The organism is Sphingobium sp. BHU LFT2, from assembly GCF_018604485.1.
Lineage (GTDB): Bacteria > Pseudomonadota > Alphaproteobacteria > Sphingomonadales > Sphingomonadaceae > Sphingobium > Sphingobium yanoikuyae_A.
Genome location: NZ_JAFCGW010000004.1, coordinates 260052 through 273831 on the forward strand (window position 1 = coordinate 260052; position 13780 = coordinate 273831).

The 13780-nt window shown below is 65.2% G+C and carries 10 protein-coding genes and 1 tRNA gene; 3 read left to right on the plus strand and 8 right to left on the minus strand.

The annotated features are described in order from the left end of the window. Positions 1-19 precede the first annotated feature (19 nt). Positions 20-1174, minus strand: coding sequence for an AI-2E family transporter (locus tag JQK15_RS10705; RefSeq protein WP_004211703.1), 1155 nt, complete (start codon positions 1172-1174; stop codon positions 20-22). Between the two features lie 165 nt (positions 1175-1339). On the opposite strand from JQK15_RS10705, the gene JQK15_RS10710 reads away from it, so the two are divergent. After that, positions 1340-1810: a hypothetical protein gene (locus tag JQK15_RS10710; protein ID WP_029547665.1), complete on the plus strand. Its 471-nt coding sequence runs from the start codon at positions 1340-1342 to the stop codon at positions 1808-1810. Between the two features lie 48 nt (positions 1811-1858). Here JQK15_RS10710 and JQK15_RS10715 read toward each other — a convergent pair whose 3' ends face one another. The 4 genes from JQK15_RS10715 to thyA all read right to left on the minus strand — a co-directional run bounded on the left by JQK15_RS10715 (position 1859) and on the right by thyA (position 6664). Then, positions 1859-3154 carry a dihydrolipoamide acetyltransferase family protein gene (locus JQK15_RS10715; protein ID WP_214865425.1) on the minus strand — a complete coding sequence of 432 codons (1296 nt, stop codon included), beginning with the start codon at positions 3152-3154 and terminating at the stop codon, positions 1859-1861. 103 nt (positions 3155-3257) lie between these two features. After that, the gene (locus JQK15_RS10720) at positions 3258-4262 is read right to left on the minus strand and encodes an alpha-ketoacid dehydrogenase subunit beta (RefSeq protein ID WP_214865610.1); all 1005 of its coding nucleotides are present in this window, start codon (positions 4260-4262) and stop codon (positions 3258-3260) included. A gap of 53 nt (positions 4263-4315) precedes the next feature. After that, a complete protein-coding gene (locus JQK15_RS10725; protein WP_069335794.1) occupies positions 4316-5611 on the minus strand; it encodes a 3-methyl-2-oxobutanoate dehydrogenase (2-methylpropanoyl-transferring) subunit alpha in 1296 nt (431 codons plus the stop codon). A gap of 117 nt (positions 5612-5728) precedes the next feature. After that, complete coding sequence (gene thyA, locus JQK15_RS10730) at positions 5729-6664, minus strand: thymidylate synthase (protein WP_169861450.1); 936 nt, start codon at positions 6662-6664, stop codon at positions 5729-5731. A gap of 204 nt (positions 6665-6868) precedes the next feature. Between thyA and JQK15_RS10735 the strand changes: the two genes are divergently transcribed. Further along, complete coding sequence (locus JQK15_RS10735) at positions 6869-7144, plus strand: JAB domain-containing protein (protein ID WP_010337243.1); 276 nt, start codon at positions 6869-6871, stop codon at positions 7142-7144. A 104-nt stretch (positions 7145-7248) separates the two neighbouring features. Beyond that, positions 7249-7325: transfer RNA gene (locus tag JQK15_RS10740), tRNA-Pro, on the plus strand. 172 nt (positions 7326-7497) lie between these two features. Here JQK15_RS10740 and JQK15_RS10745 read toward each other — a convergent pair. The 3 genes from JQK15_RS10745 to JQK15_RS10755 are packed head-to-tail and all read right to left on the minus strand — an operon-like array spanning position 7498 to position 13578. Continuing rightward, positions 7498-9315 (minus strand): response regulator, encoded by a 1818-nt coding sequence (locus JQK15_RS10745; protein WP_214865427.1) that lies wholly within the window; start codon positions 9313-9315, stop codon positions 7498-7500. Further along, positions 9305-10180 (minus strand): CheR family methyltransferase, encoded by an 876-nt coding sequence (locus tag JQK15_RS10750; protein WP_214865429.1) that lies wholly within the window; start codon positions 10178-10180, stop codon positions 9305-9307. The genes JQK15_RS10745 and JQK15_RS10750 overlap by 11 nt, the downstream gene beginning before the upstream one ends. Further along, positions 10165-13578 carry a response regulator gene (locus tag JQK15_RS10755; protein ID WP_214865431.1) on the minus strand — a complete coding sequence of 1138 codons (3414 nt, stop codon included), beginning with the start codon at positions 13576-13578 and terminating at the stop codon, positions 10165-10167. The genes JQK15_RS10750 and JQK15_RS10755 overlap by 16 nt, the downstream gene beginning before the upstream one ends. Positions 13579-13780 lie beyond the last annotated feature (202 nt).

Sequence of the window (13780 nt, forward strand, 5' to 3'; positions counted from 1 at the left end):
TGCGGGTCCGGCCAAGCTGTCAACCGTCCTCGCCATCAGTTTCTTCACTTGTTGCATTTTCTTTGCGACGGCTGACCGTCAACGTCCCCTGTTCGAACAGGAAACCGGCAATGTCGGGCGTGCCGGCGGCGGCCACAACGGTCTGCACGATGATGAGCAACGGTACGCCGAGCAGCGCACCGGGCGTGCCCCAGACCCAGCCCCAGAAGGTCAGCGAAACGAGAATCAGCAGCGGGTTCATCGTCAGGCGACGGCCAAGGATGGTGGGCGTGATGACATTGGCCTCCACCAGATGGAAGCCGATCTGGAGAAAGGCGGGCAGCAGCGCCGTCCAGACATCGTCGAACACCATGAGGCCGCCCAGCGCCAGCAGCACGGCGGCCAGCATCGGGCCGAAATAGGGAATGAAGTTGAGCAATGCGACGATACCGCCCCACATCCAGGGCGAGGGCATGCCGATAAGCCAGAGCGCCAGCGCCACGGCGAGCCCCAGGCACAGGTTGATGGTGGCGATCGTCATCACATAGGCGGAGGTCGCGTCGACCACATTCTGGATCACCCGCGCGACCGCCATGGCACCGTCGAAACTGCCCCGGCTGTTGATCGTGCGGCGGCGCAGCCGGGTCCAGCCGGCAAGGAAGAAATAGATGATGAGCAGCGCGAACACCATCTGGATGATCGCGGACGGGGCGGAGGCGGCCGCGAACTGCAGCAGCGATCCGGGCGTTTCCACCGCCGCCCGGTGCGCGACCGATGCCGGCCCCGCGACCAGCATCTGGACGGTTTCGTCGACGAATCGCTGAGCCTGCGAATAAAAATCGATGAGCGGCGCCAGCGTCGCCTGAATCTTGGGTAGGCGCTGGGGCAGGATGCGGAACCAGTCGGTCGCCGGCACCACGATCAGCACCAGCGCGGTGTTGGCGACGCTGAGGAAGGCGACGACCGCCAGCAGCGCCGACAGGCCCGAGGGCAGCCCGCGCCGCTCCAGCCATTCGAGCAGCGGCACCAGCGCGATCGCGATCACCAGCGCGGCGGTCAGCGGCAGGAAGAATTCGGCGCCCGCACGCAGGGCGAAGGGCAAGGCAAGCAACAGGCCGACGCCCGAGGACAAGGCGATCGACGCCAGCAAACGGTCGCGCCGCCGATTGACTTCCAGTTCCTCGTTGGTGGTCACGCCCGATCCGTCCCCTGTGCAGCAGCCCTGCCGCTCTGCACCCGGCGCTGCGGCCGGTCAAATGCCATCGGCGAATCGCATCAGGAAGACGGCAAACAGGGGCTTAACCAAATATTGGGGAGACTGGCCGTAGGAGGTACGGACATTCGATAAGGGGGATATCGCATGGCAAGAGGGGTGATCGCGGGACTGGGCCTGATCGCAGGCATGACCGCATCCTGGCAGGCCGGGGCGCAGGATATGCGGCTCGACAGCCGGACCTTCGTCGAACGGGTACAGACCGACATTAATGGCCGCCCGCGCCGCACCATCGCCAATGCCGAACGCGCCATGTCGGGCGACCAGCTGATCGTCGTGGTCGACTGGCGCCATGAAGGCAGCCGGACGGCCCATGGGCTGACCGTGGTTCGCCAGGTGCCGCGCGGCACCCTGCTAGACCTGACCGATCCCGCCATGCAGGCATCGGTCGATGGCGGCGCCCATTGGGGCCGACTGGAGCAATTATGGCTGCCGACGCCGCTGGGCGGTGTCCGCCGCGCTACGCCCGAGGATATTACCCATATACGCTGGCGCCTGCCCGACAGCGTGGCACCGGGACAATCGGGACGGCTGACCTATCGGGCGCAGGTGCGCTGACGCAGGCTGGACCGGGGCGACAATGGCCGCCCCGATCCCGTGCATTCATCAGCCCTCGAACAACAGGACAGGCGTTTCCAGCAGCTTGCGCACCGCCTGGACGAAGCTGGCGGCGTCCCATCCGTCGACGACGCGATGGTCGCAGCTAATCGACAGGTTCATCAGCTTCGCCGCGACGATCTCCTTGCCCCGGAACATGGGGCGCTCGATCACGCGGTTGGGGCCGATGATCGCCACTTCGGGCCGGTTGATGACCGGGGTGGTGGCGATGCCGCCGAGCGGCCCAAGCGAGGTCAGGGTCAGGGTGGAACCCGACAGTTCGGCCGATGTCGCCTTGCCGCTGCGCGCGGCGTCGGCGAGGCGACGGATCTCGGTCGCGAGTTGCCAGACATTCTTGTCCTGCGCGTCGCGGATCACCGGCACCATAAGGCCCGCATCGGTCTGCGTCGCCATGCCGAGGTGGACGGCGCCATGACGCGTCACCACGCCCGCTTCGTCATCATAACGGGCGTTGAGCATGGGGAAGTCGGGCAGCGTCCTGCAGATCGCCACGATCAGCAGCGGCAGCATGGTGAGCTTGGGCCGATCGCCGCGATGGGCGTTGAGCTGTGCCCGCGCCTCCTCCAGCGCGGTGACGTCGATTTCCTCGACATAGGTGAAGTGCGGGATGTGGCGCTTGGACGCGGCCATATTCTCGGCAATGCGGCGGCGCATGCCGATCACCTTCACCTGCTCGTCGGCGCGCGGCGCCACACGGCCGGCCGGGCGATAGCCCTGCCCCGAACCGTAGAGGAGATAGGCGTCGAGATCGGCATGGCGGATATGGTCGCCATTGGGCTTCACCAGCGCGAGGTCGATGCCCAGTTCCCTGGCGCGCGCGCGGACGGCAGGGGACGCGAGGATGGGGGCGGCAACATCCGTCCCCCTCCCTTCCAGGGAGGGGTTAGGGGTGGGTACCGGCGAAGCCGGTGCTTCTGGCTCAACGGCAGGCAGCTCGCTTTGCTCGCCACCCACCCCCGGCCCCTCCCTGGAAGGGAGGGGAGCATCGATGGAGGCCTCGACCGTTTCGACCGACGGCGCAGGGGCGGCAGCCGCCCCCTCGCCTTCCGTCTCGATCTCGACCAGCATCGATCCGATCGACACCTGATCGCCCGGCTCTCCCGCCAGGCGGACGACGGTGCCCGCGACCGGGCTTTCCATTTCGACCGTTGCCTTGTCGGTCATCATGTCGGCGATCGGCTGGTCTTCCTCGACCCGGTCGCCGACCTGGACGTGCCAACCGACGATTTCGGCCTGCGCAATGCCTTCGCCGATGTCCGGCAGCTTGAAGGTGAATAGGGCCATCTTACTCTCCGTTCGTGTCGAGCGAAGTCGAGACACGTTTATCATAGGGCGGCGCTTCCGTTTCTCGACTTCGCTCGAAACGAACGGAAGGGGTGCGGGATGGTCAGTCCCGCATGATCTTGTTGATGGCTTCGCGGATGCGCACGGGGCCGGGGAAATAGGCCCATTCCAGACTGTGCGGATAGGGCGTGTCGAAGCCGGTGACGCGCTCGATCGGCGCTTCGAGATGGTAGAAGCAGCGTTCCTGCACCAGCGCCGACAGTTCGGCGCCAAAGCCGCTGGTCCGCGTCGCTTCATGCACGATCAGGCAGCGGCCGGTCTTTTTGACCGACGCCTCGATCGTGTCGATGTCGAGCGGCACCAGCGTGCGCAGGTCGACAATCTCGGCATCGATGCCCAGCTTCGCCACGGTATTTTCGACGACATGGACCATCGTGCCATAACAGAGGATGGTCAGCGCCTCGCCGGGTCGGGCGATCCGCGCCTTGCCGAGGTCGATGCGATAATAGCCCTGCGGCACCTGCGCATCGGCATGGCCCGCCCAGCTCTTGGCCGGCGTGTCATAATGGCCGTCGAACGGGCCGTTATAGATGCGCTTGGGCTCGAAGAAGATGACCGGGTCATTATCCTCGATCGCCGCGATCAGCAGCCCCTTGGCATCATAGGGGGTGGACGGGATCACCGTCTTAACCCCGGACACATGGGTGAAGATGCCTTCCGGGCTCTGGCTGTGAGTCTGGCCGCCGAAGATGCCGCCGCCAAAGGGCGAGCGCACCGTCATCGGCGAGATGAACTCGCCGGCCGAGCGATAGCGCAGCCGCGCTGCTTCGCTCACCAACTGGTCGAGCGCGGGGTAGATATAGTCGGCGAACTGGATTTCCGGCACCGGCCGCAGGCCATAGGCGCCCATGCCGACCGCGACGCCGATGATGCCGCATTCGGTGATCGGCGTGTCGAACACCCGGTTCTTGCCATATTTCTGTTGCAGGCCGGCGGTGGCGCGGAACACGCCGCCGAAATAGCCGACATCCTCGCCCATCACCACGACGTCGGGGTCGCGGCCCATCATCACGTCCAGCGCGCTGTTGATCGCCTGGATCATGTTCATCTGGACGGGTCCGTCCGGGCCGCCGGCGGCGACCGTTTCCATGCGCATGTCGTTCACAGCCCTGCCGCCTTCCATTCGTCGAGCATCTGCTGCTGCTGTTCCTTCAGGTGCCAGGGCATGTCCTCGAACACGTCCTGGAACATGCTTTCCATCGGATGGTGGAGGCCATGGCCCAATATGCCGTTCTTTTCCGCCTCGCGCGCGGCGTCGCGGACCATCTCGGCCAGTTCCTGGTCCATCGCGGCGTGGCGTTCCTCGTCCCAGATGCCCAGCGTGATGCAATGCTGTTTCAGCCGCGCGATCGGATCGCCGAGCGGCCATTTGCTGCTTTCCTCGGCCGAGCGATAGGCGGTCGGATCGTCGGACGTGCTGTGTCCTTCGACGCGATAGGTGAAATGCTCGATCAGGGTCGGACCGCCATTGGCGCGGGCGCGATCCGCGGCCCAGCGGGTGGCGGCATAGACGGCCAGCACGTCATTGCCGTCGACGCGCAGCCCGGCAATGCCATAGCCGATCGCGCGCGCGGCGAAGGTGGTCGCCTCCGCCCCGGCAAAGCCGGAGAAGCTGCTGATCGCCCACTGGTTGTTCACCACATTCATGATGACCGGGGCGCGATAGACGCTGGCGAAGGTGCAGGCCGAATGGAAGTCCCCCTCCGCCGTCGACCCCTCGCCGCACCAGGTCGCGGCGATGCGGGTGTCGCCCTTGGCCGCGCTCGCCATCGCCCAGCCCACGGCCTGGGGATATTGGGTGGTGAGGTTGCCGGAGATGGAGAAGAAGCCGGCCTCGCGCGCCGAATACATGATCGGCAGCTGGCGCCCCTTCATCCGGTCGCCCTTGTTCGAGTAGATCTGGTTCATCATGTCGACGATGGACCAGTCGCGCGCGATCAATATGCCCTGCTGGCGATAGGAGGGAAAGCACATGTCGTCGCGCGACAGGGCAAGCGCGGCGCCGATCGACACCGCCTCCTCGCCGGTCGACTTCATGTAGAAGCTGGTCTTGCCCTGGCGCTGGGCGCGGAACATGCGGCCGTCGAAGGCGCGGGTCAGCGCCATGTAGCGCAGCATCCGCAGCAGCGTGTCCGCCGGCAGCTTGGGATCCCAGGCGCCGACCGCATGGCCATCCTCATCCAGCACGCGGACCAGCCCATAAGCGAAGTCGCGCATCTGCGACGGGTGGGTCGCCTCGTCCGGGCGCGGCGCCGCGTCGGCCGCGGGAATGTCGAAATGGGTGAAGTCCGCGCTTTCACCGGGCCGCGCGGGCGGCTCGGGCACATGCAGCTGCAGCGGCGGCAGGTTGCGCCCCTGCCCGTCCGTCACAGCGCCGGATTCGATCGAATCGGTCATCCTGCCTCCTATTGTGCGTTGCAATAATATTGCTTGTGGCAATTATTATATTTCAACGCCGCGCAAGGCAAGCCTTACTGACCCAATTCCTTTTCGCCTGTCGCCTTCGCTGTCACCTTAAACAGCGACGGGCGCGGAAATATGGGCCTGCGGCGCATAATCCTGCACCTCGAAATCCTCGATCTTATAGTCGAAAATGCTCGAAGGCCGGCGATTGATCCGCAGCTTCGGCGCGCCGGCTGGCGTGCGGCTGATCTGCTCCTCCACCAGATCGGCATGGTTGAGGTAGAGATGGACGTCGCCGCCCTGCCAGACCACCTCGCCCGGCTCCAGATCGCATTGCTGGGCCAGCATCCGGGTGATCATCGACAGGCCGAAGATGTTGAAGGCAAAGCCCAATCCCAGGTCACAGCTGCGCTGGAAGAGCAGGCCGTTGAGGCGGCCGTCCGACACCTGAAACTGATAGGTCATGTGGCAGGGCGGCAAGGCCATTTGCGCGACTTCCGCGACATTCCAGCCGGTGAAGAGCAGGCGGCGCGAACCGGGATTGGTGCGAATCGCATCGACCAGCGCGGCGATCTGGTTGTGGCCCTGCGCCGCCCGGCGGAACAGGCCGTCGCCGGCCGGCTCGTAGCGCGGCCAGTTCACCCATTGGGCGCCATAGACCGGACCGAGATCACCCCATTGCCGGGCAAAGGCTTCATCCTCGATGATTCGCGCCTCGAACGCGTCGCGGTCGATATCCTCGCCGGTCGCCTTGCGGTAGCTGTCGAGCGGCCAGTCGGTCCAGATATGGACATTCTGCTTCACTAGTTCGCGGATATTGGTGTCGCCGGTCAGGAACCACAGCATCTCGCGCGCGGCGACCTTCCAATAGACCCGCTTGGTGGTGAGCAGCGGCACCGCATCGTCGGCCAGCGAGAATCGCAGGGTCGCGCCCAGGATCGATCGGGTGCCAACGCCGGTGCGGTCGATCCGCTCGTCGCCATGGCGCCAGATATGGCGCATCAGGTCGAGATATTGCTCTTCATAATGGGGCGGCTGCGGCGACATGGCGTGCAAGGTCAATGATCCTGGGATGGGAATGAATCTGGGCGTTCCGTCCATGTAGCATCCCCCCTGCCCCGCTGTCCCGACCAAAGGTCGCGCCATAACGGATGCGACTGCCCGCCAGGCCTGCCCCGTTCCGCCACTACGGATCATTCCTCACCTCCGATCCCTGCCCATTGCTGACAGGCTGCGTGCCCAGGGGGTGCAATGCTGACATTGGTGATTCTCGACGAGGACGGCCAGCCGCGCGACCGGCTGCACCCCGATGGCAACTGGCCCTGCCTGGTCGCGCATCTGCTGGCCAGCGATGCGCGACGGGTCATCCTGCACCAGCGGCGGCACACTGCGGCGCCGCAGCCGGTCGATATCGCCCTGACCCGTAGCCTGCACCGCCGGCTGCGAGCGCTCGACATCCACCTGGCCGACCATCGGATCGACACGCCAACCGGCTGTTTCAGCTTCCGCGATGCGGGTCTTTTGTAGAATTTTCAAAAAAGCGCATCAGGTGGCTTGCCAGCCCTCAAACCCCTCTCTATAGGCGCACTCCTGCCTTACGGGGCCGCCCCAAAAGCGGCTTCGGCACCGGTCGGGGAATAGCTCAGCCTGGTAGAGCACTGTCTTCGGGAGGCAGGGGCCGGAGGTTCGAATCCTCTTTCCCCGACCAACTTATTCGCCCGGACTTCGGTTCGGGACGGTAAGCAGAAAAACCCCGGACTTCCATCGGAAGTCCGGGGTTTTTGCGTTCTGCTTCCTTGCCATGCCCGTCGAACCGCAGACCGACCGAGGGCATGCCGAACCTGGTTCGGCATGCCCCCTGTCCTGACTTCAAGAGCCTATCACCCCTGGGTTGCCGGCACCGCCAATTTGGCAATCGCGTCGATCAGGTCGGCGACCTTGAAGGGCTTTTCGATCACCGGCACCGCATCGAACGCTTCGGGCAGATGATCGCGCCCATAGCCGCTGACGAACAGGAAGGGCATGGCCCGGTCCGCCAGAACACGCGCAACCTGCTCCACGCCCTCACCCTGGAGATTGCCGTCAAGCAGCACCAAATCGCACTCCGCCTGATCGATCAGGGCCAGCGCATCGGCCACGGTCGCAGCCTGCCCGACGATATGGCCGCCCGCATCCTCCAGCGTCGCGGCCAGTTCGAAGGCGACCAGCGGCTCATCCTCGATCAGCAGCAGCCGGCGGCCGCCCAGATGCGCCTTGCCGTCACTGCCACTACCGCCAGCGCCCTGCTCGCGGGGCGCCGGACGTGCCTTCTTGCGCAGGCGCGGGCTGGAGGCATAGGGCAGCGTCAGCGTCCATCCCATGCCCTCTGGGCCGTAATGGGGCTGGGCACTGCCGCCGTCGGAACGCAGGCTGCGCTCGATCAGCGCGGTGCCGAAGCCGCGACGGCTGGGCGGCGAAACCGGGGGGCCGCCGCGCTCGCGCCAATCCAGAACCAGCTGGTCATTGGTCAGGCGCCATTCCAGTTCGACACGGCCGGTCGGCGCCGACAGCGCGCCATATTTATGGGCGTTGGTCACCAGTTCGTGCAGCACCAGCGCCAGGTGCAGCGCCGGTTCGGGGCGCAGATCGACCTCCGGCCCGTTCCAATGGAAACGCTCACCGTCGATCGCGCCGATCGTCACCTGCCCCTCGATCAGATCGCCCAGCCGCGCGGCCTGCCAGGTTTCGCCGCTCAGCAGCGAATGGGCGCTGGCCAGCGCATGGATGCGACCGATGAAGGTCGGGGCGAAATCGGACGGGCCCGACGAATGGCGCAAGGTCTGAGTGGCGATCGCCTGGACCGACGCCAGCGTGTTCTTCACCCGGTGATTAAGCTCACCGATCAGCAGCTTCTGCGTCGCCTCCGCCCGCTTGCGTTCGGTCACGTCGAGGATCTGCAGGCTGATCGAGAAGAGCCGGCCGGCGGCATCGCGCAGCGCCGAGCAATAGCATTCGCAATCGAGGGTCAGTCCCTCGGCCGTGTGGAAGCGCAACAGGCGGTTGGTGCGCGGCACGGTGCCGGCGATCATCTCGTCGATCAGGCCGGCAAAGTCGCCGCGCTGGCTGTCGTCCAGCCATTTGAGTTCGGACGCACCAAAACCCGCCACTTCTGCCGCACGCCAGCCGAACAGTCGTTCCGCCCCCTTGGACCAGGCGACGACATGGCGCTGCGCGTCGATTTCCACGATCGCCAACGGGCTGTTGTCGCCATGGGCCTGGATGCGGGCCAGCGCCGCGGCATGGCTGTCACGTTCCCGCGCCAGTTCCTGCCGCTGCTGGAACAGCTCGACGAACAAGGCGACCTTGTGCCGCAGGATATGGGGGTCGACCGGCTTGAACAGATAGTCGATCGCGCCGCTTTCATAGCCGCGAAACTGGCGCCGCTCGTCGGTCGCCACGGCGGTCAGGAAGATGATCGGCACACGCCGGGTCCGTTCCGTGCCGCGCATCAGTTCGGCCAGCTCAAACCCGTCCATGCCCGGCATCTGCACGTCGAGCAGCGCCAGCGCGACATCCTCCACCAGCAGCAGTTCGAGCGCCTGCATGCCCGATCGCGCCTTGATGAGGGTCACGCCTTCGTCCGCCAGCAGCGCTTCGAGCGCGGTCAGATTTTCCTCGACATCGTCGACCGCCAGGATCTTGGTGGGCTCAGGCTGCATGGTCGAGCGCCTTCAGATCCTGCAGGTTGCGGCGATAGATTTTCTCGCCCTCGTCGAAATCGGCAAAGCCATCGGAATAGCGCGAGAAGCGCAACGTTTCCTTCGAGCCCAGCCCCAGGAAGCCGCCGCGGACCAGCGATTCCCCGAACAGGCCGAGCGCGCGGTCCTGCAATTCGCGATCGAAATAGATGAGCACATTACGGCTGGACACCAGCTGTACCTCCCCGAAGACCTGGTCGCTCGCCAGATTATGTTGTGCAAAGACCGCATGGCGACGCAGCGTCTTGTCGAAGACGGCAGCGCCATAGGCGGCAGTATAATAGTCGGACAGCGAGGCCTTCCCGCCCGCGAGCCGATGATTTTCGCTGAATTGCGGCAGACGATCGATCGCGTAGATGCCCGCCTCCGCCTTTTCGAGCGCGGCCGGGCTGATGTCGGTGCAGTAGAAGATCGTGCGATCCTCCAGCCCTTCCTCGCGGAACAGGATCGCGAGCGAGTAGAATTCCTCGCCATTGGCGCAGCCGGCGATCCATACCTTGAGCGAGGGATAGGTCTTGAGATGCGGCACGACCTGCTCGCGCAATGCCCGGAAATAGGCGGGATCACGGAACATCTCGCTCACCTGAATGGTGAGGAAGCCCATCAGGTCGGCGAATACGGCGGGATCGCGCAGCAGCAGATGCTGAAGCTGGGACAGGCTGTCGCAGCCATGCTGATGCTGGGCACGGGCCAGCCGGCGATGCAGCGATCCGCGCGAATAGCCGCGAAAGTCGTAATGATAATGGCGGAAGATCGCTTCGAGCAGCAGGTCGAGCTCCAGCTCGTCCCGCGGCCCGAAATGTTCTTCCATCAGCGCGGCATCCATACACGCACCAGGCTGAGCAACTTGTCGACGTCGAGCGGCTTGGCGAGATAGTCGTTGGCACCGGCCGCCAGACATTCCTGCTGGTCCTGCGCCATCGCCTTGGCCGTGAGCGCGATGATCGGCAGGCCCACGCCCCAGCCCTGCTTGCGGATTTCGCGCATCGCGGTCAGCCCGTCCATTTCGGGCATCATCACGTCCATCAGCACGAGATCGACCTTGGGCGCATCGGCGCGCGCAGCCTCTTCGAGCGCGACAAGCGCCTCGCGGCCATTGCGTGCGATACGGACATGAACCCCATGGGGTTCGAAAATGCTCGTGAGAGCATAAACGTTCCGTATATCATCCTCGACAACCAGAATATTTTTGCCTTCCAGCGCCTCGTCGCGGCTGAGCGAACGGGCGATCAACTGCTGCTGGGGTTCGGGCAGTTCCGACACCACCTGATGCAGGAACAGCGTCACTTCATCGAGCAGCCGTTCGGGCGATTTGGCGCCCTTGACGATGATCGACTTGGAATAGCGGCGCAGGCGCAGTTCCTCCTCCGCGCCAAGGTCGCGGCCGGTGTAGACGATGACTGGCGGGAAGCCGACGCTGTCGTCTGCGCTCAACCGTTCGAGCAGATCGAAACCGGACGCATCGGGCAGGTTGAGATCGAGCACCATGCAGTCGAAGGTCTCGCGGCCCAGCATCTCGAAACATTGGGCGGCCGAATGGGCCTCCAGCGTCTCGACCTCACGCGAGGCGAGCAGCAGCTTGATGCTCTGCGCCTGCTGGGCGTCATCCTCGACCACCAGAACCCGGCGCATGCGCTGAGCCATGCGCGCCTCCAGCCCTTCGAGCATGTCGATCAGCGCATCGCGCTTCACCGGCTTGAACAGATAGCCGATCGCGCCGCTGGCCAGCGCCGCCTGGCTGTCATCATCGACCGACACGACATGGACCGGGATGTGGCGGGTGCGCATGTCGCGCTTGATCCGGTCGAGCACCGACAGGCCGGTATGGTCGGGCAGGTTCATGTCGAGGATGACGGCATGGGGCAGATATTGCCGAGCCATCAGCGCGCCTTCGTCGGCGGTGCCGGCGATCAGGCACTGGAAGCCCTGTTCATGCGCGATGTCGCACAGGATTCGGGCGAAGACCGGATCATCCTCCACGATCAGGATCAGGCGCGAATCCCCGGACAGGGTTTCGCGATCATCCTGGGTATCGACCAGGCTGGCGACACGCTGGCGCGCGGGCGCCACCGGCTGGGGCCGCGGCGCTTCGGCCAGGCTGATCGAAGGCAGATGACTGAGCGCGGGATCGAAGCGATCGGGCAGCAGCAGCGAGAAGGCACTGCCCTCACCCGGCTGGCTTTCGACGCGCAGTTCGCCGCCCAGCAGCCGCGCCAGTTCGCGCGAGATGGATAGGCCAAGGCCGGTGCCGCCATATTTGCGGCTGATCGTGCCATCGGCCTGGCGGAAGGGTTCGAAGATCAGCTTCTGCTGCGCTTCCGCAATACCGACGCCACTGTCCTGCACGGTGAAGGCGACCCGGCCATCCGCATGCCGGCCGACGGTCAGCGCGACCTCGCCCCGATCGGTGAACTTGATCGCATTGGACAGGAAATTCTTCAGCACCTGCTCGACGCGCTGCGGATCGGTTTCGATCTCGACCGGATCGGCGCCGGCGGCGAGGCGGAAGGACAGGCCCTTGGCCTGGGCCGAAGGCGCGAAGATCGCCTGCAGCTTGTCTAGCATCGGCGCGATCCGCACCGAACGCGGCTGCAATTCCAGCTTGCCCGCCTCGATCTTGGAAATGTCGAGAATGTCGTTGATCAGGGTCAGCAGGTCATTGCCCGACGTCTCGATCGTCTCGGCATGACGCACCTGATCGGCGCTGAGATTGCCGGCACGATTTTCCGCCAGCAGGCGTGCCATGATGAGCAGCGAGTTGAGCGGCGTGCGCAGCTCATGGCTCATATTGGCGAGGAATTCGGATTTGTAGCGGCTGGCCTGATCCAGCTCGGCGGCCTGTTGCTGGAGCGACAGCTGGGCACGGGCGAGATCGTCGCGCTGCGCCTGCATGTGGCGGGCCTGCTCCTCCAGCTGGACATTGGTCTGTTCCAGCTCGCTCTGCTGCGCCTCCAGGCGGGAGGCGGAGTCCTGAAGCTGGCGGCTCTGGGTTTCCAGCTCGTCATTATTGGCGCGCAGTTCCTCGCCCTGGGCCTGCAATTCCTCGGCCTGACGCTGGGTTTCCTCCAGCGCGTCCTGCAACCGGGCGCGGAAACGGGCCGAGCGCAGTGCGATGCCCATGCCGGCACTCGCTTCCTCCAGCAGTTCGAGCACGCGGTCATCGACCGGATCGAAGGCGCCCAGTTCGAGCACCGCATTGACGACGCCGTCGGTCACGGTCGGCACGATCAGCAGATGGCGGGGACGATCGCGGCCAAAGGCCGAGCCGATCGTCAGATAATGATCGGGCACATCATGCAGCAGTTGCGCCCGCCCTTCGGCCGCGACCTGCCCCAGCAGGCCTTCCTTGGCGACGAAGCGCTGCGGCATGTCGGCATCGGCCGGCACGCCGAGCGTTGCGACGCGGTTGAACTGGCCTTCCTCCCCCTTGAACAGGGCACCGCCCTGGAAGCCGAGATAGCGCGCGAGGAAGGCGAGGATCGCCTCCCCCAGTTGCTCGACGCTCTGGTCGCCGCGCATGGCGTCGGCCAGCCCCAGATGCCCCGCCTGCAACCAGGCCTGGCGCGCGCGCGCCTTGCTGTTGCGGCGTACCAGCAGATAGACGGCGATGGTCAGCACCACGCCCAGAAGGCCGGTGACGAGGCCCGACATGATCGCGGTCTGCGAGGCCGATGCCATGTCGGCAAGGCGGATTTCCCGCAGTCGCAATTCCTCACGCGCCATCGTGTCGAGCTGGGCCCGGACGGCGTCCATTTCCTGCTTGCCGCGGCCGGTGGTGACGATCGTCAGCGCCTGGATGATGCTCTGGTTGCGCCGCGCCTCGATCGTTTCCCTGAGTTCGGCAAACTTGGCATCGACATGACGCCGCAGGCGGGCGAGATTATTCTGCTGGGTCGGGTTGTCGCGGGTCAGCCTGGCCAGCGCATCGAGCCGGCCGGGCATGGTCGCCACCGCATTCTCATAGGGCTCCAGATAGCCGCGATCGCTGGTCAGCAGATAGCCGCGCTGGCCAGTCTCGGCATCCTGCGCGGTCGAAAGCAGTTCATCGAGCGCGATCAGCACATTATGGGTATGGCGGATCGCCCGGTCGCTCTCGCCCAGGCCCTGAATATTGAGATAGGCGACAGCGCCGCTTACCAGGAAGAAGGCAATCCCGAGGAACAGGCCCAGCGCCGCCCATGCATCCGTGCGCCCGCTGACGGAGCCAAATTTCGCCTTGCCCATTATCATCCTGTTGTCGTTGCCGTGACGGAGGTGCCGACTAAGGGGCATTTCCGCGCGAAAGCAAGCGCCACCTTGCGCCGGAGCGCCAGGGCTGATCGAGATCAACCTATTGATGCGCCTGATCGCATCCCGAGCGCCCACAACCATTGCGCACAGGCTGCACCGTCGCCATCATCGCGCGACACGGAGTGGCGGGAGGCCG